16 protein-coding genes and 1 pseudogene are annotated in these 21,810 nt (G+C 62.1%); 7 read left to right on the top strand and 10 right to left on the bottom strand.

Going from position 1 to position 21,810, the window contains the following annotated elements:
• Positions 1–215: 215 nt before the first annotated feature.
• From JQ587_RS13840 to JQ587_RS13850, 3 genes are read right to left on the bottom strand one after another with little or no spacing between them, the layout of a single operon-like run.
• A complete protein-coding gene (locus JQ587_RS13840) occupies positions 216–2,246 on the bottom strand; it encodes a PAS domain-containing sensor histidine kinase (protein ID WP_212425648.1) in 2,031 nt (676 codons plus the stop codon).
• Positions 2,247–2,292: 46 nt separating this feature from the next.
• Complete coding sequence (locus JQ587_RS13845) at positions 2,293–2,730, bottom strand: response regulator (protein WP_212425649.1); 438 nt, start codon at positions 2,728–2,730, stop codon at positions 2,293–2,295.
• 39 nt (positions 2,731–2,769) lie between these two features.
• Positions 2,770–3,432: a response regulator transcription factor gene (locus tag JQ587_RS13850; RefSeq protein WP_212302631.1), complete on the bottom strand. Its 663-nt coding sequence runs from the start codon at positions 3,430–3,432 to the stop codon at positions 2,770–2,772.
• 511 nt (positions 3,433–3,943) lie between these two features.
• On the opposite strand from JQ587_RS13850, the pseudogene JQ587_RS13855 reads away from it, so the two are divergent.
• The 3 genes and pseudogenes from JQ587_RS13855 to JQ587_RS13865 form a co-directional block, all read left to right on the top strand.
• Positions 3,944–4,570: pseudogene (locus JQ587_RS13855) on the top strand (sigma-70 family RNA polymerase sigma factor); the annotation flags it as partial.
• A 395-nt stretch (positions 4,571–4,965) separates the two neighbouring features.
• A complete protein-coding gene (locus JQ587_RS13860) occupies positions 4,966–5,895 on the top strand; it encodes an AraC family transcriptional regulator (protein ID WP_212302633.1) in 930 nt (309 codons plus the stop codon).
• Between the two features lie 106 nt (positions 5,896–6,001).
• Entirely contained in the window at positions 6,002–6,931 is a 930-nt protein-coding gene (locus tag JQ587_RS13865; RefSeq protein WP_212425650.1) for a helix-turn-helix domain-containing protein, read from the top strand.
• A 26-nt stretch (positions 6,932–6,957) separates the two neighbouring features.
• Here JQ587_RS13865 and JQ587_RS13870 read toward each other — a convergent pair whose 3' ends face one another.
• The 5 genes from JQ587_RS13870 to JQ587_RS13890 all read right to left on the bottom strand — a co-directional run bounded on the left by JQ587_RS13870 (position 6,958) and on the right by JQ587_RS13890 (position 13,898).
• Complete coding sequence (locus JQ587_RS13870; RefSeq protein WP_212425803.1) at positions 6,958–7,893, bottom strand: catalase; 936 nt, start codon at positions 7,891–7,893, stop codon at positions 6,958–6,960.
• Positions 7,894–8,165: 272 nt separating this feature from the next.
• Complete coding sequence (gene edd / locus JQ587_RS13875; RefSeq protein ID WP_212425651.1) at positions 8,166–9,995, bottom strand: phosphogluconate dehydratase; 1,830 nt, start codon at positions 9,993–9,995, stop codon at positions 8,166–8,168.
• Positions 9,996–10,044: 49 nt separating this feature from the next.
• A complete protein-coding gene (gene zwf / locus JQ587_RS13880) occupies positions 10,045–11,523 on the bottom strand; it encodes a glucose-6-phosphate dehydrogenase (protein WP_212302635.1) in 1,479 nt (492 codons plus the stop codon).
• Between the two features lie 58 nt (positions 11,524–11,581).
• On the bottom strand, positions 11,582–12,538 hold the full coding sequence (locus JQ587_RS13885) for a carbohydrate kinase family protein (protein WP_212425652.1): 957 nt from the start codon (positions 12,536–12,538) through the stop codon (positions 11,582–11,584).
• A gap of 118 nt (positions 12,539–12,656) precedes the next feature.
• Positions 12,657–13,898 (bottom strand): ROK family transcriptional regulator, encoded by a 1,242-nt coding sequence (locus tag JQ587_RS13890; RefSeq protein WP_212425653.1) that lies wholly within the window; start codon positions 13,896–13,898, stop codon positions 12,657–12,659.
• Between the two features lie 204 nt (positions 13,899–14,102).
• On the opposite strand from JQ587_RS13890, the gene JQ587_RS13895 reads away from it, so the two are divergent.
• The 3 genes from JQ587_RS13895 (at position 14,103) to JQ587_RS13905 (ending at position 17,121) form a co-directional block, all read left to right on the top strand.
• Positions 14,103–15,122: a sugar ABC transporter substrate-binding protein gene (locus tag JQ587_RS13895; protein WP_212425654.1), complete on the top strand. Its 1,020-nt coding sequence runs from the start codon at positions 14,103–14,105 to the stop codon at positions 15,120–15,122.
• Positions 15,123–15,244: 122 nt separating this feature from the next.
• On the top strand, positions 15,245–16,327 hold the full coding sequence (locus JQ587_RS13900) for an ABC transporter permease (RefSeq protein ID WP_212425655.1): 1,083 nt from the start codon (positions 15,245–15,247) through the stop codon (positions 16,325–16,327).
• Positions 16,324–17,121, top strand: coding sequence for an ATP-binding cassette domain-containing protein (locus tag JQ587_RS13905; RefSeq protein WP_212425656.1), 798 nt, complete (start codon positions 16,324–16,326; stop codon positions 17,119–17,121). The genes JQ587_RS13900 and JQ587_RS13905 overlap by 4 nt, the downstream gene beginning before the upstream one ends.
• Positions 17,122–18,024: 903 nt before the next feature.
• Here the strand turns inward: JQ587_RS13905 and JQ587_RS13910 are convergent.
• Positions 18,025–18,231, bottom strand: coding sequence for a hypothetical protein (locus JQ587_RS13910; RefSeq protein ID WP_249148765.1), 207 nt, complete (start codon positions 18,229–18,231; stop codon positions 18,025–18,027).
• Positions 18,232–18,446: 215 nt separating this feature from the next.
• Here JQ587_RS13910 and JQ587_RS13915 point away from each other — a divergent pair, with 215 nt between their 5' ends.
• Positions 18,447–19,739, top strand: a complete 1,293-nt coding sequence (locus JQ587_RS13915) for a c-type cytochrome (RefSeq protein WP_212425657.1) — start codon at positions 18,447–18,449, stop codon at positions 19,737–19,739.
• Positions 19,740–19,758: 19 nt separating this feature from the next.
• Here the strand turns inward: JQ587_RS13915 and JQ587_RS13920 are convergent, their stop codons facing one another.
• Complete coding sequence (locus JQ587_RS13920) at positions 19,759–21,729, bottom strand: 4Fe-4S binding protein (RefSeq protein WP_212425658.1); 1,971 nt, start codon at positions 21,727–21,729, stop codon at positions 19,759–19,761.
• Between the last annotated feature and the right edge of the window lie 81 nt (positions 21,730–21,810).

The raw sequence follows: 21,810 nt of genomic DNA on the forward strand, positions 1-21,810 counted from the left end.
CTCTCACCGGCCGTTTAGCGGGCCGATGGGCGGAGCGGTCGCCTCAGCCTTGTTCGCGATGGTGATGGAAAGCAGCGGACTGCGGTATCGTTCGGTGGGTCTGATTTCGCAGGTTTCGCGGCTAGATTTACCTGTACCTTGGGATAGGCTCGACCGGAGCTTGGGTGATGGGCCACAATGAAGCGAAAGATCACCGAACGGTGAGATAAGCAGGGCTATGACGTTGCTCGCCCTGGATCGGAGCCGCTAAGTGCCGGCACAGGAACCGTGAAGTGGAAATGCGCGCCGCCTTTAGGACGGTTAGAGCCCGCGATCCGACCGCCATGCGCGGTGATGATCGACTGGCAGATGGTGAGGCCGATTCCGAGCCCCGCATCCTTGGTGCTGAAGAAGCTGTCGAAGACGCGCGACAAGTCCGCGACAGGTACGCCCGGCCCGTTGTCGATCACGGAGAGGGCGACCGAGCCTTCGTCCTCGATCGACGTCTTGATATCGATCCGTCGTACTGGTTGGCCCGACTGCACAATCGCCTGGATGCTGTTGACCAACAGATTGATGGTCACCTGCTGCAACTGAATCCGGTCACCCAGGACCTTGGGAAGATCGGCGCCGAAGCTCGCAGACAGGATGATCGACTTTGAGTCGATGTCGTGGCGGATGAACAAGAGCGCCTCTTCGACCACCTCGTTCAAATCGATGAGGCGCTTCTCCGGCTCGTGCTTCGCGGCCATACCGCGTATGCGATGAATGATGTCACTGGCGCGACGCGCGTTCGATACGATTCGCGAGGTGAGCTGCGTGACCTTTTCCGTGTTTTGATCGGCGCGCGCGAGCCATCTCAGGCTGGTCTCGCCGTTGGTCACAATGGCCGCGAGCGGCTGGTTGATCTCATGTGCGATCGACGTCGCGAGCTCTCCGAGTGTCGCGATCCGCCCGGCATGCGATAAGTCGGCTTGCAGTTTCCGCAGCTGCTGTTCGGCGTTCAAGCGCTCGCTGATGTCCTGCATGGTGATGAAGGTGTTGTCGAGCTGCTCGGGAGGCACCGGATAGGTCACCGTGAACAGGACGTCGATGATCGAGCCATCGAAGGCACGAATCCGGGTCTCCTCGATAAGGTTCCGCCGGCCTTCGAAATGCGCGACCATGACCCGTTCGGCCAGTCCGGGGGCGGCGGCGAAAATATACCTGACTGGCTTGATGAGATCCGCAGGGTTGTGGGCGCGGAACAGCGATACGGCGTCCCGATTGACGTCGGTGACGCGAACGACGTCTTTGGCGTGTTCGACGAGGTCCGGGTTTCGCTCGAGGTGACCTGCGATGTCGCGCACACCATCCGCCTTCAATTGGTCGAAGGCCTCGCCGGCGCGACGGGAATCGACCTGCCACAGTGCGGTCGGCAGGTATTGAACGAGCTGACGGTATCTCTCCTCGCTGGCCTGCAGTTCCCAGGTCGTCCGGTCGTTATTCGACACGCCATTGATGGTCACGAACACGGTACCGGCAGGCTTTGGTTCTGCGGAATGCCAGGCCTTGACGGCGGGATTGCGCAAGCTTCCGCTTAAGACCATTTTGCTCGTCGCAAGGCGCGTGCGATCACTCGCGACGTTCTCGAGCAGTGAAGCCAGCAGTGAGCGGCTCTCGGCCGGCCAGAAGTCGCCGATGGGTTTGCCGATCATCTGCTCGTAGCCGGCATGGGCGCCGAACATGCGGACCGCGCGATCGTTGACGGCTAGGATGCGGGTTGCGGTCAGCATCGTGTCGACCCAATTGGGATGCAGGTCGAAGTCGATTGTGACGCCGCTGCTCCGGTGTTCGGCGATCGCATCGAGCAGCGGGCGCGCGAGCGACGTATCGAGTTCCCAGGAAGCGGCGAGGGAGGATTGCAGCTCGGCATCCATACGCAGGTACGCCGCCTCAGTAAGGGAGCCTGCGTTTCGGCCAAATTCGACAATATCGAGAAGCGCGCCGGTCGTGTCCCGACGGACGATTTGCTTCACCGCAGCCACAATTTCCATTCCGGTCAGACCACGACGGCGGACTACTCCCTCCCATCGCCCTTCGCGCAGCAATGCGCCGAAATGGTCGGTGCCGCTGTGTGTCAGGGAGCCGATCGACTGGATATGTTGTCCCACCATCGCCATGGCGGGCCATCCGTAGAGGTCCTCGGAGGCAGCATTCCAGTAGCGGATGACGCCATGTGCGTCACTGACGATGATGCTTTCGGATGCAAGATCTGCCAGCTCCATAGCGTGAGGGTAAGTGCGACCTGCAGCCGTAGCCCGTTGGAATAGGTTAGTCATCTGACGGCGTGTCCCGTCGGTCGTCGTCGCGTGGGCCGTCCGCGCGATTCAGCGCGGACTGTAGATAGTGAAAGAGGACGTCATCGTTGACCGGCTTGGTCAAACAGGCGAGGGCGCCCCCACTGAGCGCACGTGCTCGCGTGGCTGTGCTTGCATCTGCGGTGATGACGATGACCGGCATTGACGAGCCCAATTCCCGCAATCCTTCCTGGAGTTCGAGGCCACTCCGGCCTGGCATGCTCACATCGGTAATCAGGCAGTCGAAACGATCCGGAACGTATTCGGCCATGAAAGCTTCCGCTCGATCGAATGTCTGGCATGCGAGTTCCAGCACCAGGAGGAGATCGGAAAGCGCCTCTCGCACGGCTTCGTCGTCGTCTACGACCGCAACGATGGGCATCTCTGGCGAACGGAGCATTTTCGCTGGCATGGCCCGACGACCATCCGCCCATTGCCGGCCGGGGTGTACCTATCCTTTGGTGTAGGCCGATTGCTGTCCTCGAAGTGCGGCGGGCAGTGATTCCCATATCCGGATCAATTGGCCGACAGATCCGGCCTGTAGTTTCCGCATCGCGTTACCGCGGTGCAGCTTGACCGTGATCTCGGTGATACCCAGATCGAATGCGATCTGCTTGTTGAGGCGGCCCTTGACCACTTCGCGCAGCACTTCACTCTCGCGAGGCGTCAATCTCGCGTAGCGTTCGGCGTATTGCCTGACCTGACGGGCGGCCGCCCGTTGCGCGACGTCCTTCTCGATGGCAGCAGTGACCGCGTCGAGCAGCGCCTGATCCCTGACAGGCTTGGTCAGGAAGTCGATAGCTCCCGCTTTCATGGCCTGCACGGTCATTGCAATGTCGCCATGACCTGTCAGGAAAATGATCGGCCGCGTGTTGCCGTTCGCGACAAGACGCTGCTGGAGATCGAGGCCGCTCGTTCCGGGCATACGAACGTCGAGGACCAGGCAGCCCGGCCGCTCCGGGAGATCGGCGTGCAACAACTCCTGCGTTGAACCGAAGCAGCACGTGTCCAGTCCAACCGACAGGAGCAGTTCGCGAAGCGCAAAGCGGATCTCTTCGTCGTCGTCCACGATCAGGACAAGCGGACGGTTTGTGGAATCGGTTTCCACGTTCATGGGATAGCGGGATAAAACATGAGCACCGGCGGTCGTTTCAAGCATGAGTGGCCTCCTGATCGCTTCCAGCTCCGCGTTTTTACGGGTCTTACTGGTGTACCGTCTGGCCGTCTTTCCCAAAGCGAGCGTGTTTTGTCTAATTCTGCGCGGCACCACGCAGGCCCACGCTGATGTGACTAATCTGACAACGAACGGCCGCGCCTGGCGACCGGCCTATTCCCCCTAGACCAGCAGACTAGGAACACGAGCCCTGCGTACGGTAGTCCACCTGGTGTTACACGGCCCATCTTAATCGTCGTTTCGTCAAAAGACGGAGAGGGCGATGTCCATGACTGAGGGGCGGCAACAAGCGGGCACTGCAAAGTCGCATCGATCTCGGTCGAGGACATCCTCATCGGGCGGCGCACGGACCCGACCGGCTGTCAACCCTCCCAACGTCAGCAGTAGGCCGAAGCCGCTGCATGGCCCCTCCAGCATATTGGGCGACGACGCGCTGGCTTTTGCCGTCCGCCTGACGGCGGAGTCAGGATCGGTTCTCCCACGCGCCTCGCGCGAGCGGAAAACGGATCATCGCTTTGCGCAGGAAGATGTCAGCGACGAGATGCTGCTCAAGAACGTTGCGGAAGGCGACAAGGCCGCTATGCACATCATTTTTGCCCGTCACCGCAAAAGGGTGTTCCGATTTATCCAGCGTCTGGTTCGCAATCCGGCGGTTGTCGATGATCTCGTCAATCAAGTCTTTCTCGATGTGTGGCGCTCTGCAAACAGGTTCGAAAACCGCGCACGGGTGGCCACATGGCTGTTTTCGATCGCCCGATTCAAGGCCATCAGCTCGTGGCGGGAGCGAACGCACGAAGATATCGATCAAGACGATGCGCTCCGAGTTGTCGACACTCTGGATACGCCTGATGTAGCTCTGGACCACAAGCAAACGCAGGGCATCCTGCGCGGGTGCATCGATAAGCTCTCGCCGGCGCACCGGGAAATCATCGACAAGTTCTATTATCACGAAAATTCCGTCGCTGAAGTCAGCGGAATGATCGGCATTCCTGAAGCCACCGTGAAGAGCAGGATCTTTTACGCGCGCAAGCGGCTTGCCAGATTGCTCGTGGATGCGGGCTTCGATGCAGCTGCTGCCCGAACGAGTCTTGGACTTTCGCTCGCTCACGCAACAGACGAACCGCCAGCGGCAAGGTGAGACCTTCGCGATGTCGATTTGAGCGCGTTCGCGGTGACCCGCTTGATTCGTCTCAGGGGCGCCTTGGCGGCAGAAGTTTCGGCGCGCGCCGGCAAGACGGCAATCGGATTTTCACAAACGCACGATGGAACCGAGCCTGGGTTTGTTCCCGCGCATGACCTCAGGGCCCAATCACCTTGGAATTGCTCCGAAAAATCTCTGATTGAGACTTATCGGGAGCAACCCGGTGCAACGTCCTATGCCGGCGCAGGTCTGGACGGTTGTTTGCCGATTTCCGATAATGCGGTCACGGGCGGATGACCGCCCCGTTCAACTTCAGGGATAGGTCGACTGATATGTCACGCGCGGGCGCCTTCGGAGAGAGGGTCAGGCAGCAGCTGCGCTTGAAGGATGCGCCGCCCTCGCTGGTCACGCGTTCATTGCGCGGCATCGACCTTTCGGTCACCGAAACCCAGGATGACAATCCCGCGGAAGGTCGTTCAGGCTCGATGGCCGATGAGGCCTATCTCGTCAGCCTGAAACTTCACAACTACCCGGATTGCGAGCTTTGGGACCACGGCAAGTGCGTCATGAAGGCGGATGTCAGAGCCGGTACAACGTATCTGTACGACCTCAGGAGCGACCCGGGCTTCATTATCGACAAGCCATTCCATTCCATGCAGTTTTACCTGCCGCGGTCAGCCCTTGACGGCATCGTCAGGGAATCTCGTTTACCCCCTGTTGGGGACCTCGCCTGTCAGTTTGGTTTCGGTCATGACGACAAGGTCATGCGCCATATCGGCGCATGTCTGTTGGAGGCGCTCACCCGTCCAGGCGAGGCCAATCAGCTTTTCATCGATCACATGATGCTCGCCTTCGCTGCGCACATCGCCCAGACTTATGGTGGGCTACAAAGCGCTGCCGCATCGGTTCGCGGCGGTCTCGCCCCTTGGCAGGTAAAACGAGCCTGCGAAAGGCTCGACGCGAATCTCGGCGGGACTCTTGCGTTGCAACAGATCGCGGCGGAATTTGATCTCTCTGTTAGCCATTTCTCGCGCGCGTTTCGCGTTTCCACTGGCCTGCCGCCGCACCAATGGCTGCTGCGTCAGCGCGTCAAGGTGGCCCAGCAGTTGATGACTGTACGCGACTTGCCGCTGTCCGAAATCGCGATCTCGGTCGGGTTCGCCAACCAAAGCCACTTTACGAAGGTGTTTTCAGCGCAAGTCGGCGTCAGTCCGGCTACATGGCGTCGGGGATCACTGAGCATTTCCGAAGGCGATATGTAATCCTGCGCGCTTGCCTTGGAGGGCCGCTTCAAGAGTCCCAGTGATCACAACCGTTGGTCGATGAAGAACGCTCAATCCGTCCAATACCACACGAGGGGCGGCGAACATGAAGTCGATGGGTTTCTACGGTCGGACTGTCAGGCGGTTCTTGCACCTCGAGCGCGAACCGGTCTCGTTGATCACGCGTTCACTACGCAACGCCGAAATCGCTGTTACCGAGACCCGGGATGATGATCCAATACCACGCTCCTCCGGCGAGATGGGCCTTCAGGATGCCTATGTTGTCAGTCTGAAACTCAACGACTACCCGAATTGCGAGATCTGGGAGCGCGGCCATGCCATCAAGACCGATATCCGGGCTGGTGCAACATACTTGTATGACATGAAGAAAGATCCGCGCTTCTTTATCAACAAGCCGTTCCACTCTCTCCATTTCTATCTTCCGCGGTCGGCGCTCGATGGCATCGCTGATCAGTCGGCCGCGCCGCGCGTTGGCGAACTCCCCTCTCAGCTCGGCGTCGGCCATGACGACCCGGTCATTCGTCATATCGGCGGAGCTCTCCTGCAAGCGCTGCGTCGGCCCACCGAGACCAACCAGCTCTTCATCGACCACATGATGCTCGCATTTACGACGCACGCCGCACAGACCTATGGCAAGCTGAGGTGGGGCGTCAAAGTGCCCAGGAGTGGTCTCGCTCCATGGCAATTGAAGCGAGCTTACGAGAAACTTGACGCCGATCTTGGTGGGACACTTTCGTTGCCGCAGTTGGCGGCCGAGTTCGGTCTCTCGGTCAGTTATTTTTCGCGCGCGTTTCGGATCTCGGCCGGCTTGCCGCCGCATCAATGGCTGCTGCGCCAGCGAGTGAAGGCGGCCATGCAGTTGATGACCGTGGGGGACCTGCCGCTGTCCGAAATCGCGATCGCCGTAGGATTTGCCAACCAAAGCCACTTTACGAAGGTGTTTTCGGCGCAAGTCGGCGTTAGTCCGGCTACATGGCGCCGCGAATCGCTGGGGGTCAGCGAAAGAGAAGACTGATCAGAGGATGCCGGACGCATCCCCGGTCAGCGACGTTTCGCCAGCGAGATGGCATAGGCTGCGCTGCGAGCCGCGAAGATCTCGTCCGGCGGATGGGCAACGCCGTCGGCGAGATTTGCCGGATCGAAGACCGAGACGTCGCACGTTTCGTCCGACTCAAGGCCGGTGATCACGATCGTTCCCAGCCGAACCTCCTCGCGATTGTCCTCATTGGGCCATCTGATGGTCACGTCCGTGGTGGGATCGCCGGGACGATCGAGCAGCGCCATCACGCTGAAGCGGACGTCGCCGCTAGTGACCCGGTGTTCGAGATCGTCGTACAGGACGTTGGCGAAGTTTGCCGTAACGTCGCTTTTCGTTGGCGCGATCTCCGTGCCGACGGGGGCGATCTTGAATTTGATGAACCGTGTTTCGCCGGCCGAATTCGTGGCCGGATAAGAATGCACGCCCCAATAGGTGGTGCCGGCTAAATTCCGGGGTAGTGGATGCGTGGCGATGTAGTTGGCCTGATGCAGCGTTTCGGGATTGGCAGCGGAGAACGCCCTGATATTCTCGAGATCCGGACTGCCGTCCGGTCCTGGACTGCGCGCTTGGAGGAAGGCGAGCATTTGGTCGAGCGTCTTCGCAAAATGCACCGGAGCGCTTTGCGCGAGAATGTCGGAGCGGTGGTGAATGTCCCCAAGTCGGAAGCCAAAGCCGCGCAGCTCGAGCTTGTCGGCATCCATGCCATTGGGATCGTTGCTGCCGACCGAGAAGCGCGCCAGCACGCGCGATGGCCTTGTGAAGCTCCGGGATCTCGTAACTTCCTCGGCCCGATCCGATGGGACGTAGGTTCCGCGGACGCATCTGCCCTTGGCAAAGCTCGCGCGTACCTTCGACGAATCGCCGGCTACCGCTTTCAGCGCATCGACGATCGCCGCAATCGTGGCGGCGGGAAATTGGGGCGTTGGGAGCTCTGGGATTGACACCGCAATGATCTAGCGGATCTGCCACCTCGCGACTCCAGAGCGATTGCTACGATTGTAGTGCGATTGCTGGCAACGCGGATTCTGCGATCGGTCGCCGTCGCCGCCGGCGGCTCAGGGTACGTAACGAGTCGTTTGCGCTCCTAGCCAAGAAGCGGCCACAATCAAGTTTGCAGTCATTCGGTCTCCCCCGAGCGCTACGTCGAAGCGAACCTGTCCGGCTCCGCTTCCGCATCGGCTTTGCGAGACGGCATCGCCAAGCCTGTCGTCTACGCCACAAAGAGGCTTGCGCCGCGATCTGCAGAGCTGACGCGCTCGCGGAAGACGCCGAAGAGTTCGCGGCCGATCCCGACGTGCGCCGCGGACAGATCGGCTTGCGCGCAGGTTCGCGCGGCCCACTCGCTCGGCGCGACGAGCACATCAAGCCGACCGGTTTCGGCGTCGAGCCGGATGACGTCACCGTCGCGAATCCGGGCAATCTCACCGCCGTCAGCCGCTTCGGGCGTGACGTGAATGGCTGCGGGAACCTTACCGGAGGCGCCTGAAAGCCGTCCATCCGTGACGAGCGCAACTCTCAGCCCGCGATCTTGAAGGACGCCAAGGAGCGGCATCAGCTTGTGCAGCTCCGGCATTCCGTTTGCCTTCGGCCCCTGGAAGCGCACCACCGCAACCACATCACCCGTGAGCTCGCCCGCCGCGAAGCTCCGTTGAAGATCCTCCTGGGAATGGAAGACGCGAGCCGGCGCTTCGATCACATGGCGCTGCGGCGCGACCGCAGATGTCTTGACGACGGCGCGCCCGAGATTGCCGTCCAGAACCCGAAGGCCGCCCGTTGCCTGGAACGGGTCAGCGATCCGCCGAAGCACGGTCGAATCGCCACTCGCGGCCGGCCCATCGTGCCACGTCAGCGTTCCCTCGGCATCGAGCCGCGGCTCTTGCAGGTACGCATCGAGTCCGGCGCCGCGAACGGTGAGGACGTCGCGGTGCAATAATCCGGCAGCGAGCAATTCCCGGATCAGGAAGCTCATCCCGCCAGCAGCATGAAAATGGTTCACATCTGCGGAGCCGTTGGGATAGATGCGCGCGATCAGCGGCGTCACCTGCGCGAGGTCGGTAAAATCGTTCCAGGTCAGGGTGAGGCCGGCCGCCGCAGCCATGGCAACCAGATGCAGCGTCAGATTGGTCGAGCCGCCGGTGGCGTGCAGCCCCACGATGCCGTTGACAAAGGCGCGCTCGTCGAGCACGCGTCCGATCGGACTGTATTGATTGCCGGCCGATGTGATGTCCAATGCGCGTTCGGTCGCGGCACAGGTGAGCGCATCGCGCAAGGGCGTGTTCGGGTTCACGAAGGATGCGCCCGGCAGTTGCAGGCCCATGATCTCCATCAGCATCTGGTTGGTATTGGCGGTCCCGTAAAACGTGCACGTCCCCGCGCCGTGATAGGCCTGCGCCTCGGCTTCCAGCAAAGCGTCGCGACCGAGCTTTCCTTCCGCGTAAGCCTGCCGGATTTTCGCTTTTTCATCGTTGGCCAGGCCTGAGGTCATCGGGCCGGACGGAATGAAGACCGCGGGCAAATGCCCGAACGACAGCGCGCCGATCACGAGACCGGGCACGATCTTGTCGCAAATGCCGAGAAACACGGCGGCGTCGAAAGTCTGATGTGACAGCGCGACCGCGGTGGACAAGGCGATAACCTCGCGCGAGAACAGCGAGAGTTCCATTCCCGCCTCGCCCTGGGTGATGCCGTCGCACATCGCCGGCACGCCGCCAGCGACCTGGGCAACACCACCTGCTGCGCGTGCGCTCCGTCGGATGAGTTCAGGGAAACGTTCGTAGGGCTGATGCGCCGACAACATATCGTTGTATGCCGTGACAATTCCGAGACTGGGGACGCGGCCGTCCTGCATCAGAGTTTTGTCGTGCGCGCCGCAAGCCGCGAAGGCGTGGGCCTGGTTGGCGCATCCCAGTCTCCGGCGCACTGGTGCGCTCGCCGCGTTCGCAATGCGGTCAAGATAGCGTGCTCGGCTGTCGTGACTGCGCCGAGCGATGCGATCCGTTACTTCGACGACCCGCGCATTGACCTTTGCTTCGATCGTCATAGTGGGCTCCTGTTTGCGGCTGTGGCATCAGCGATGCGCTGCTCCGTGGTCATGGACCGTCCTCCATCCATGTTCGACCGTCGCGTTCAATCAGTGCGACGGCGGCGGAGGGGCCCCAGCTGCCGGCAACATAAGGGCGCGGAATTTCATTCGTCCGGCTCCACGCCTGACGGATCGGGTCGATCCAGCGCCATGCCGCCTCGACTTCGTCCCGGCGCATGAACAAGGTCGCGTCTCCGCGGACCACGTCCATCAACAGCCGTTCGTAAGCGTCCGGTACCGAGACGTTGAACGCTTCCGCAAAGCTCATGTCGAGGGGGACATATTGCAACCGCATGCCGCCTGGTCCGGGCTCCTTGATCATGAGCCAGAGCTTGATTCCCTCGTCGGGCTGCAGGCGGATCACGAGCCGCGTCTGCACAGCCTTTCCAGAATCCGAATTGAAGATCGAATGCGGAACTTTCCTGAAGGTCACGACGATCTCGGAGCTGCGTTGCTGCAGTCGCTTTCCGGTGCGCAGATAGAAGGGAACGCCGGTCCAGCGCCAACTCGCAACGGCCGCCTTTAGCGCAACGAAAGTCTCGGTCGAGCTTGGGCGATCGGCAATCTCTTCCGCATAGCCCGGAACCGCGACGCCGTTGCATGCGCCGGCGCGGTATTGACCCGGCACGGTCAGGAATGCCGCGTTTGTTTCGTCGATCCGCTCGAGCGATTTCAGGATCTTGAGCTTCTCATCGCGTACCGCATCGGCCTCGAGCGAATGTGGCGGCTCCATCGCCACCAGACACAGCAGTTGCAGAAGATGGTTCTGAACCATGTCGCGCAGGGCGCCGGACTTGTCGTAATAGGGGCCGCGTTCCTCCACGCCGATGGACTCGGCGACCGTGATCTGCACATGGTCGATGTGAGCGGCATTCCACAGCGGTTCGAACAATGCGTTGGCGAACCGTAGTGCCATTAGATTTTGAACCGTCTCCTTGCCGAGATAGTGATCAATCCGGTAGACGCGTTCCTCCGGAAAGATCATGCCGACGGTTTGATTGAGGCGGATTGCGGACTCAAGATCCCTGCCGATCGGCTTCTCGATAACGATGCGGGAATCGCCTGTAGAAAGACCGTAGTGACCTAGCCTTTCGCAGATCGGTCCGAACAGATGCGGTGCCGTAGCCAGATAGTGGACCTGAATACGTTCGGCGTAGGCCGATAGGGCGGCAGCAAGTTCGGTCCACCCATTTTCACCTTCTGCATCGGCAGCCATGTAGGAGATGCGGGCCAGGAAGCGATCGAGTTCGGGTCCCGTGGTTTCCGATTCCGGCACATGTTTCATGACCGCCGCGCGTACCATGGCGAGGAAATCATCCCGCGACATCGCGCCGCGCGCGACGCCGATAATAGTCGCTTCATCTGGTAACTGGCCGGCAAAATCGCGACGAAACAGCGCCGGCAACAGCTTGCGGCACGCCAGATCGCCCGTCGCTCCGAATACGGTCAGGACGAAGGGAGCCACGGGAATCACGCGGCTTGTCATACGCGAGCCTTTCTCAACTCGTTCCCTGCTGGTGTGCCGTGTTGCATCCGTCACTCTGTCAAGCATGGCATGACTCCGTACTCGCATCGATCTCGGTGGTAGTCGGCAGGTCGGCACCATCGCGTGAAACCGTGATGGCGGCGGCGGCCGTTGCGTAAGCGAGCAACTCGCGGATTGCAGACAGGTCGAGCGCCGCGATGGCCTCGGGATGGAGCCTGCCGGTCTTCGCCAGCTGCGCAAGCAGCGCGGCGTGGAATGTGTCACCGGCGCCCACAGTGTCGCGCACGACCACGGAACGACCGGGCACCGAGACGCTGCCGGCGGCGGAAAAGGCGGTTGCCCCCTTCGCTCCCTCGGTCACCACCACGAGGCCTGCGCCACACTTGAGCCAGTAGGCGGCGGCGTCGGCAATTGAGAGGCGACCGCCCCACGCAACGCGAACGTCCTCGTCACTCGCCTTGATCATTGTCGCCGTCCGGTAAAAGCGTTCCGCGGCGACAGCCCAGCCTTGCATATCGCTGACAACGGTTGGACGGACGTTCGCATCGACGCTAATCACGCAGCGTCCATGCATGCGCCGGGCGAGCGCGGCAAATGTGGTACCGACCGGCTCGACAGCCATGGAATAGGAGCCGAAGGTCAAAGCCTGAATATCGTCCGGGAGCGTGTTGGGCAGGTGGGCCAGCTGGAGCGAGCGGTCTGCCGCACCGTCGCCATGGAACGCATAGTTCGGTTCACCGTTGTCGGTCGTGGCCACGATCGAAATCGTTGATGGTCGGTCGGTCCGTACGAGAAACCCGTCACCCACGCCTTCGCAAGCGAGCCTGTCCGCGAGGAATGCGCCGAAGTGATCGCGCGAGATGCCGCTCAGGAAGGCCGTTCGAACGCCGAGCCGGGCGAGACCAATAGCGACATTAAAGGGAGAGCCACCGGCAACGGCACGGGTCGACATTTCCGATCGGCCGCGCCTCGTCACAAATAGATCGATCACGGCCTCGCCACAGACGAGAATCATGGTGCGTCACCCCTGTTCATCGCGACAAGCTTCGAGGCTGTCAGGCACTTGCGGGAAAAGGGACTCGCGCCAGGCACGATAAGACGCTCGGAGCGGAGAGCCATGTCGTCGACCATGCTCAATCCTTGAACAGCACGTCGTGATCGCGAGCGAAGGCCGCGAGCAACGGTAAGGCCGCGCCACCGATCGCGCGTGCATCACGTCCGATCGAGCCTTCCACCACCACGGCGTCGGTGAGGCCCTGCCGGTCCATGCGGGCCCAATGTTCGTTTGTGCGCTCGACGAGGCGACGGCGCACATCGAGCGGAAAGGCTCCGTCGATGATGACGGCTTCAAAGTCGATCACGGCCAGCAACGCGGCGACGGCCTGTGCGAGGGCCTCGGCTGCTTCCGTAACCCACGCGTCGAGCGGGTCCTCGAAGCTCGACCAGTCGTCGGGCGAGAGCCAGATATCAGTGCCACGTCGACCAGCGGCGATCAGTCGGCGCTCCAACTGATAGATGGACGCGGTGCGGATCAATTGCTGAAGGCTTGTCTCTCCGTTGTCCTCCCGTCGCATGATCGGCATGGAGCCGAGAGCGCCGGCATTGCCGCTGCGGCCCGGGAAGAGGCTGCCGTTCAGAACAATGCCGCCGCCGATGAACGCGCCAATGTAGAAATACGCGAAATCCCGGTACGCCGCCCCGGCACCGAAGGTGAGTTCAGCCGCGCATGCTGCAGTCGCGTCGTTGCAGACGCGGACCGGCCAAGGGGCGAAGCGGCGCGACAGTTCAGCGGCAACGTTGAAGTCTCGCCACTTGCCGAGCGCGCCGGGCGGCGTCTGCAGATCAGCTTCCCAGTTCCACAACTCAAACGGCATCGCGACGCCAATGCCGCTGATCCTGCGGTGCTGGGCCTCGGGCAATTCGGTGAGAAGACCCGACATCTCGCGTTCCGCAAATGCCATGATCTCCTCGGGTGCCGGGAAGGAATAGATCATACGTCGTCTGGCGCGGATGCCGGCGGTGAAGTCCATTAACACCAGATCCGAGCTGCGCCGACCGATCATTAGACCGAGACCGAAAGCGCCAGCCGGGTTGAGCGAATAGGGGACGGAAGGTTGGCCGATGCGGCCTCGCTGCGGTTCGCCTGCGAGCACCAAGCCATCAGCTTCCAACCGATTGATGATCACCGTCGTCGTTTGGGTTGAAAGACCAGTCAGGCGCGCGATCTCGACCTTGGCGAGACTGCGGTGGCGCCGGATAAGGGAGAGGACCAGGCGCTCGTTATACAGTCTCATGCCTGTCTGGGTGCTGCCGCGACTCTCGGCCGGCAGGGCCACCGACGGGCTATTTGCTTCGGCGGGTGCTGTTTCTTCCATCCTCGGCTCCGCAAGCACCTTGGGCTATTTGCTTAGCAAGTTGAGTTCCCAAGGCGGGTCGGTCACTACAATGAACGCAGTCGAAGGCGGGTGTCAATTAATAAGTCGGGATGATTTATTTATTGACAGATCCGTTTCAGTCCTCTTAGGATCATCCAACACGCGGCCGGACCGCGCAGGCAAAAATGCTCCAGGAGGGAATACATGCGTCAGTCATTCGGACTATTCGCAGCACTCGCGCTTACTTTGGGCGCCAACAGCGCTTTCGCTGCCGACAAGCCGATCGTTGGCCTCATCACCAAGACCAACACCAATCCGTTCTTCGTGAAGATGAAGGCTGGCGCCGACGAGGCGGCCAAGGCCAATGATGTCGAGCTTCGATCCTTCGCCGGAAAGGTCGACGGTGACAATGAGAGTCAGGTAGCGGCCATTGAAAACCTGATCGCCGCCGGTGCGAAAGGCATTCTGATCACGCCGAACGACTCTCGCGCCATCGTTCCGGCCGTAGAGAAGGCACGCGCCGCGGGCATGTTGGTCATTGCCCTCGACACCCCGCTCGATCCGGCGAATGCGGCGGATGCGACATTTGCCACCGACAATTTCCTTGCGGGTCAATTGATCGGACAGTGGGCCGCCAAGACGCTGGGTGCCAAGGCGGCCTCAGCGAAGATCGCGCTACTGGATCTGAACGTGAACCAGATCTCGGTCGACGTCGCCCGCGATCAGGGTTTCCTGAAAGGGTTTGGCATTGATCTCGGCAACCCCGCCAAAATCGGCGACGAGAAAGATGCGCGCATCGTCGGTCACGATGTGACGCTCGGCAGCGAGGAGGGCGGCCGCAAGGCGATGGAGAACTTGCTGCAGAAGGATCCCGGCATCTCGCTCGTCTATACCATCAACGAGCCTGCGGCCGCGGGAGCCTACGAGGCATTGCGCTCGGTCGGCCGCGACAAGGACGTGCTGATCGTTTCGGTCGACGGCGGTTGCCCAGGCGTGCGCAACGTGAAGGACGGCGTCATCGGAGCCACTTCCATGCAGTTCCCGCTGCTGATGGCGGCGAAAGGCGTCGAGGCCGTGAAGGCGTTCGCTTCTGGCGGCGGCAAGCCGAAGGCGTCGCCGGGCCTGGACTTCGTCAACACCGGCGTCGAACTCGTCACCGACAAGCCGGCCGGCGAGATGCCAGCGATCGACAGTGCCGCCGCTTTGAAGAAGTGCTGGGGCTGATCGCCCCCTGACTTGTAGCCGCTGGCAAGGACTGGCGCCCGCGACCCGGGCGCCAGAAATGGCCGGGAACGCCTGCCCGAGATTGGATGGGCAGGTCTCCGCATGCAACGAGGAAAACGGCAATGACCGATATCGGCGGTAGTCCCCCCGCTGCCCAGGCCTTCGAGCTTGTGCTCGACAAGCGCGAGAGCCGCGTGGCCGAATTCGACGTTCGTGCGAGATCGCCGCTGCAGAAGCTTCAGCACTTCCTGCACGCCAATCCGACGGCGGTGCCGGCAATTGTGCTCCTGCTCAGCGTTGCCGTGTTCGGCATCACCGTCGGCCCGCGCTTTCTCTCGATGTTCAACCTGTCGCTGATCATTCAGCAGGTCACGATCATCGGCGTGATCGGGGCGGCGCAGACGTTGATCGTGATCGCAGCTGGAATTGATTTGTCGGTTGGGGCCATCATGGTGCTGTGCTCCGTCATCATGGGCAAGCTTGCGGTCACCATGGGACTTCCAGCTCCCATCGCGCTCGTTGTCGGCGTTGCCGCAGGTGCCGGCGGCGGCGTACTCAACGGTACGCTCGTGACCCGACTCAAGCTGCCTCCTTTCATCGTGACCCTTGGGACGTGGTCGATCTTTTTCGCGCTCAATCTTTGGTATTCGGCGTCCGAGACCATCCGTTCGCAGGAGGTCGCGAAAATCGCCCCGCTGCTGCAGGCGTTGGGGACGCCGGTGAACATCCTTGGCGCACGTTTCACTTACGGCTCATTCTTCATGCTCGGACTCGTGGCATTTATCTGGTTCGTGCTGAATCGTACGGCCTTCGGGCGCCATCTCTATGCGGTGGGCGACGATCCGGACGCAGCGAGGCTTGCCGGCATCCGAACCGACCGCATCCTCTTCAGCGTCTATGTCATCGCCGGCGTAATTTGCTCGCTCGGTGCGTGGGCCTTGATCGGGCGCATCGGGTCGATTAGTCCGCAGGCCGGCCAGACGGCCAATTTGGACAGCATCACGGCGGTGGTCGTCGGTGGTGCCAGCCTGTTCGGCGGACGTGGTTCGATTATCGGCACGCTAATCGGCGCCCTCATCGTTGGCGTATTCCGCAACGGGCTTGCCTTGTCCGATGTCGACGTCCTCTGGCAGGAATTCGCCGTCGGCTGGCTGATCATCACCGCAGTGGCACTCGATCAATGGATTCGCAAGGTGTCAGCATGAGCGCAGGACCGAACGTTCCCGGGGCAACACCGCTGCTGCAGGCACGCGGCTTGAGCAAGCGCTATGGCCGCGTGACGGCCCTCGACCAGGCCGACTTCGATCTCTATCCGGGCGAAATCCTGGCTGTGATCGGAGACAATGGTGCTGGAAAGTCATCGCTGATCCGCGCACTCTCGGGCGCACTCGTTCCGGACGCCGGCGAGATCAGCCTCGCTGGCAAGCCAGTTGCATTCCGTTCACCACTCGACGCTCAGGCCGCCGGCATTGAGACGGTTTATCAAACGCTTGCACTGTCGCCGAGCCTGTCGATCGCCGACAACATGTTCCTCGGCCGCGAATTGCGCCGGGCGGGTCCGCTCGGCACGATTTGCCGCATGCTCGATCGCAACGCCATGCAGCGCATCGCTCGCGAGAAGCTCACCGAGCTCGGTCTCATGACCGTGCAGAGCATCAACCAGCGCGTAGAGACATTGTCAGGCGGTCAGCGCCAGGGCGTCGCGGTGGCAAGGGCTGCGGCTTTCGGCTCGCGCGTCGTGATCATGGACGAGCCGACTGCGGCACTCGGGGTCAAGGAATCGCGTCGTGTGCTGGAACTGATCCTCGATGTGCGACGGCGAGGTGTTTCGGTCGTCCTCATCAGCCACAACATGCCGCATGTGTTCGAGATTGCGGATCGCATTCACATCCATCGGCTCGGTCGTCGGCTCACAGTGATCGATCCCAAGGCCTACACGATGTCGGATGCCGTTGCCTTCATGACCGGCGCAAGGGCACCGATAGAAGTTGCCGCGTGACAAGGGCTCGAAAGCTTCGTCTTCCTTGGGGACTTAGGCGCGTCGATGCTCTCTTGGTTCTCGGAAACCTTCGCCGGCGCGGGGCAGCAGGGTCGTGGACGAACCTTCCTCTGATTGGCTCCAATCGGACAACGATTGCTGGACCTGGGTCGAACTTGTTCATGATGGACTGGAATGAGAGTTCAAGGTTCAATCGGTTGGAAGGCGGCGTGTGCACCGGGAGATCAAGAAAAATCTCATCAGAGCCGGTGTAAGCAGACTTTGCGAGGTGGGATTTGGCCGCCTCGGGTCGGCGGAAGAGCATGACCATCGTGCTCGCAATCAGAAAACGCGTCACCCCTTCGTTGTGCTTCGCGGAGCCCTCGCTGGCCGGACTCGAGAACGAACAGCTATTTCAGTGTGGGTTGGTAGCGCTCCGCCGAATTGAACGTCCGAATCGGCGCACCAAATGCAAGGTGGAATAAAAGAACGGAACTCCGATCACCGGTACGAGAGATGTGAGGCAGCACACATCCGGAACTCGGGTGACGCGCTAATCAGGGCTCGGGCATGCGCAACGGAGATTCCAATGAAGCGTCTGACAATTTGCGGATTGATCGCCGTTGCGTCGCTCGCCGCCGCGACGACCATGCTGCGATCGCACCCATGGCCGATTGCCGGGACCACCGGCGCGGCCCGCCCAGCCGCCGTGCAGGAGTCGAAAACCGGATCGCAGGCGGATAAACTTCCGGTCCAGGATTTCGACGATCGATCGTTGGTGTTTCCGCGTGAGAGATGAGGCGGCTCCGGCAGAGCAATCCGCCGGCCCTCGGATGCGCGGTTCGTAAGGGACGCGGCCCACGAACTTTTCCGAAACCGCCTGCACTGGCGTCGATGGCTTGAATCGACAGCATCTTTGAACCGTCAAGGACCTATCAGATTGGTGAAATTGGAGAGCGTGCCGGTTGGTTCGCCCAGCAGTCCCAGCGTCCGGAGCGCTGCACTCTGCTGGTCCACTTCCAGGATCGCCAGCAGCACGGCCAGCACGACCGCGACGAAGATGAGCAGGGGCGACGCTTCCTGGCTGGTCGGATTGGGATGATGTGAAAGCCAAACGTGAAGACGTCGCAATCGCAACAATACCTGCAAATACGCTTTCGGTCGTATGTGCACGTTCCGCCTCAGTTCCGAGGTCTTGCGGAGCAGCCTAGAGCCCGGTGCTTCACCGCTCAAGGCGCTGCTTGTCGCACCCTGGAACCGAGGATGCGAGGCCATCGGTTTGGCTACGCCGCCAAACCGTGCAAAATGGCGTGGTCGATCTCATCTCGCGATCGCCCGGACGGCGAATGAAACTAGGCCTGCGTCTCTCCGTTGTGCTGCTCGCAGCCGCGCCGCTCGCTGGGCTGCGGCCCGCGTCCGCGCAATTGATTGGGCATGGTGGCCCAGTACGGGCGATCGCCGTCTCAGTGGACGGCAAGACGGTGCTGTCAGGAAGCTTCGACACGGCAGCGATCCGATGGTCCCTTGCAACCGAATCCGCCGAGCAGGTGTTGCGCTTGCATGCGGATGCGGTGAACGCGGTCGCCTTTCTGGGCGAGGCGAGAATGGCGACGGCCGGCGCGGACGGACGCATCGCGATCTGGACCGCAGGCCGGCAGCAACCCGACAAGGTCTTCGAAGGTCATACGGGGCCTATCGTCGCGCTTGCTGTCTCGCCGGATGTGTCGACACTCGCATCGGCCTCGTGGGACCGCACCGTGCGGCTGTGGTCGCTTTTGGACGGCACGTCGCGCGTGCTGGAGGGGCATTCGCAGAACGTCAACGGGGTCGCGTTCACGCCGGACGGACAGTCGCTCGTGAGCGTGGGTTACGACCAGACGATGCGGGTCTGGCATTTGACGGATGGCACGTCCGAGATTGCCAAATTGCCTGCGCCATTGAACGCCGTAGCGATTGCGCCGGATGGCGAGATCGTCACGGGCGCGGCGGACGGAAGGTTGCGCATGATGACCGCCGACGGCAAGGAGAGCGGCAGCGTCGTGGTCGACGCCACGCCGATCGTGGCCTTGGTCATCTCGCATGACGGTGCGTTGATCGCCGTGGCCGGCATTAGCGGCTCGGTTGTGATCGTCGATCGCAGGGCGCGCAGCGTGCTGCGCACGCTTGTCGGGGCCGGCATGCCGGTCTGGTCGGTTGCGTTCCAGCCTGATGGCGCGACGCTTTTGACTGGCGGCGCGGACGGCAAGATCAGGCGCTGGAATGCGCTGACCGGCGATACTCTCGGCTCGAACCTGTTGGGCACGCCGACCGATCCGCTCGCCGGCTATGCCGGCGATCGCGGCGCCGAAATTTTCAGGGCCTGCGTCGCCTGTCACACCCTTTCGGACAAGGAGGTGCAGCGTGCCGGCCCGACGCTTGCCGGGCTCTACGGCCGGAAGATCGCCTCGCTGCCGGGCTACCGCTTCTCCGACGCGCTCAAGAGGATGGGCATCGTCTGGACGCCAGAGACCGTCGCCAAATTGTTCGAGGTCGGTCCGAACGCCTATACGCCCGGCACCAAGATGCCGGAGCAGCGTATCGGCTCGGCGGAAGATCGCCGGGCACTCACGGAGTTTCTGGCGCGCGCGACCGCGAAGTAGCCCTTGCGCGAACAACACTCTAATTCTTGTTGTCTCGGTGGCGCGAGTAGTCGTCGGCCGTGCGCGGCGGGGCCCGCTCGGGGACGCCAGCGAACGGATCGAATTGCTGCTCGGTCATGACGATGGCGCGGCAGTCCGCGCACATCCGCAAGATCTCGAGCCGCTTGTCCTCAGCAGGGTACATCCAATGCTGGCCCTCGAGCTTTGCCGCGACCCGATCGATCGTGCTCTTCACGCCGAACGGTGTACCGCAGCGGACGCACAGCGCGGGCTCTTCCTCCTTGATCGCGACTGCGCTCGCACGGGCCGCGCGAAAATCGATCTGCGGCCTGAGCGTGATGACCTTTTCGGGGCATGTGCTCTGGCACAAGCCGCATTGCACGCAGGCGTCTTCGACGAATTTGAGCACGGGCCGCTCGGGATCGTCGCGAAGCGCGCCGGTTGGGCAGACCGAGACGCAGGACAGGCACAACGTGCATCCATCGGTATTGACGCTGATGGTGCCGAGGGGCGCGCCTTGCGGCAGGGCGACCACGTCGACCGGCATTGGCGCGAGGCGGTGCAATTCGCTCAGGGCAAATCGTAGCAGGTCGCATCGCTTGCCGACTGTCCTGAAGGTGGCGGGTGTCTGGACCGCCGCAAGCGTCTCGATTGCGCCCAGTTGCGCCCCCAGCGCGTCGGGATCGTCTGTTTCGATCGTGGCCACACGGCATCCGTCAAATCCGAGCCCGGTCAGAATGGCATCGGCCATGGCGATCGTTTGCGATAGTCCGGTCACTTCATGCCGTGGTTTTGCGCGCAGCAGGAACCGCACGGCGGACGCGCCGTAGGCGAATGCGCCGACAACCGCTTCCAGCCCCACCTGCGTCAGCTCGTTGACACCGAAGGGAAGCGCGTTGGCCGGCAGCCCGTCGCCATGACGTGCGAGCGCGTCGATCAGCGGCGTGCCGTGCGGGCTGTCATGCAGCAGCAGCATCGGATGCGTGCCGCCGGCTGCGTGATAGGCGAGCAGCATGGCGCGAAGGGTCTGCAGTTGGGTGTCCGCGGGCGGCAGTGCGTAGGATGCTGCTCCCGTGGGGCACGCGGCCGCGCATTGTCCGCAGCCGGCGCAGACGTCTGCGTTGATTGCAACATGATCGCCAGCGGGGGTGATCGCCCCAGTCGGGCACAGGTCAAGGCAGCGATGACATCCGGTCAGCTTCGAGCGCGAATGGGCGCAGAGACCAGGCGTGAAGTCGACATATTTCGGCTTGTCGAAACTGCCGACGAGGTCGCGCGCGGAAAGCACCGCGCGCAGCACGGCGGCGGGTTCCCTGGGATCCGCACGCAGATAGCCGTCGCGCAGGTCGTGCGCAGGAAATAGCGGCATCCCGCCGGAGAGGTCGAGTACGAGATTGCACCGCGAGGTCGTCCCGTTGCGCGGAGATTCGAACACGAAGCGATCGCGCGACGACGGGCGGGGCTTCGCATAGTCGTCGATCGTGAGCTCGAAGGCGCCGAAATGTCCCCGGGCGCTTCGGATCGTGCCCTTCACGATCGGGAAGACTGTTGCCGCAGGCGGCGTGATGTCCGTCGGCTGGTTGAGCATGACCGTGACATCGAGGTGGTCCGCTAACATCCGGCCGGCTTCGATCGCCGTTTCGTCGCGCCCATAGATCAGGACGATGCCGTCGCTTGTCAGCGTGACCAGCGGATAGTCCGGCGCGGGAACCGCAGCGGCCGCGAGCAGCGCGGCCATCTTCGCACCCGCATTCGCGCCGTCGCGCGACCAGCCTGCGGTCTCGCGGAGGTTGACGAAGCCGATCCCATCAGGGCGTTCGGCGGCCTCGTCGGTAAACTGCGCCGCCTGCTGCGTGCAGGCGACCGTCAGCGCGCCGCCCGCCTTTGCGGCACTGCGAAAATGTTCGAGTTCCGCGCCGCAGAGATGACGAAAGGTTTTGATCTCACAGCTGGGGCATCCACGCCGGATCGCCGCCGCGTCGAGGCGCATCGTGTCTTCACACGAGCAGATCAGGACGGTCTTTGCTGGTTGCTCCAGGTTAAGCCCTCCGTCAGTGCGGCGCTGAGGACG

Origin of the sequence: Bradyrhizobium manausense, from assembly GCF_018130615.1 — a bacterium.
Lineage (GTDB): Bacteria > Pseudomonadota > Alphaproteobacteria > Rhizobiales > Xanthobacteraceae > Bradyrhizobium > Bradyrhizobium manausense_A.

What these genes read in the sequence shown, in the direction of transcription:
- JQ587_RS13905 (WP_212425656.1), top strand. Translation starts at nt 16,324, where the DNA reads ATGAGCGCAGGACCGAACGTTCCCGGGGCAACACCGCTGCTGCAGGCA.
- JQ587_RS13900 (WP_212425655.1), top strand. Translation starts at nt 15,245, where the DNA reads ATGACCGATATCGGCGGTAGTCCCCCCGCTGCCCAGGCCTTCGAGCTT.
- JQ587_RS13845 (WP_212425649.1), bottom strand. Translation starts at nt 2,730, where the DNA reads ATGCCAGCGAAAATGCTCCGTTCGCCAGAGATGCCCATCGTTGCGGTC.
- JQ587_RS13850 (WP_212302631.1), bottom strand. Translation starts at nt 3,432, where the DNA reads ATGAACGTGGAAACCGATTCCACAAACCGTCCGCTTGTCCTGATCGTG.
- edd (WP_212425651.1), bottom strand. Translation starts at nt 9,995, where the DNA reads ATGACGATCGAAGCAAAGGTCAATGCGCGGGTCGTCGAAGTAACGGAT.
- JQ587_RS13885 (WP_212425652.1), bottom strand. Translation starts at nt 12,538, where the DNA reads ATGATTCTCGTCTGTGGCGAGGCCGTGATCGATCTATTTGTGACGAGG.
- JQ587_RS13840 (WP_212425648.1), bottom strand. Translation starts at nt 2,246, where the DNA reads ATGGAGCTGGCAGATCTTGCATCCGAAAGCATCATCGTCAGTGACGCA.
- JQ587_RS13865 (WP_212425650.1), top strand. Translation starts at nt 6,002, where the DNA reads ATGAAGTCGATGGGTTTCTACGGTCGGACTGTCAGGCGGTTCTTGCAC.
- JQ587_RS13890 (WP_212425653.1), bottom strand. Translation starts at nt 13,898, where the DNA reads ATGGAAGAAACAGCACCCGCCGAAGCAAATAGCCCGTCGGTGGCCCTG.
- JQ587_RS13860 (WP_212302633.1), top strand. Translation starts at nt 4,966, where the DNA reads ATGTCACGCGCGGGCGCCTTCGGAGAGAGGGTCAGGCAGCAGCTGCGC.
- JQ587_RS13915 (WP_212425657.1), top strand. Translation starts at nt 18,447, where the DNA reads ATGAAACTAGGCCTGCGTCTCTCCGTTGTGCTGCTCGCAGCCGCGCCG.
- JQ587_RS13895 (WP_212425654.1), top strand. Translation starts at nt 14,103, where the DNA reads ATGCGTCAGTCATTCGGACTATTCGCAGCACTCGCGCTTACTTTGGGC.
- JQ587_RS13920 (WP_212425658.1), bottom strand. Translation starts at nt 21,729, where the DNA reads ATGCGCCTCGACGCGGCGGCGATCCGGCGTGGATGCCCCAGCTGTGAG.
- zwf (WP_212302635.1), bottom strand. Translation starts at nt 11,523, where the DNA reads ATGACAAGCCGCGTGATTCCCGTGGCTCCCTTCGTCCTGACCGTATTC.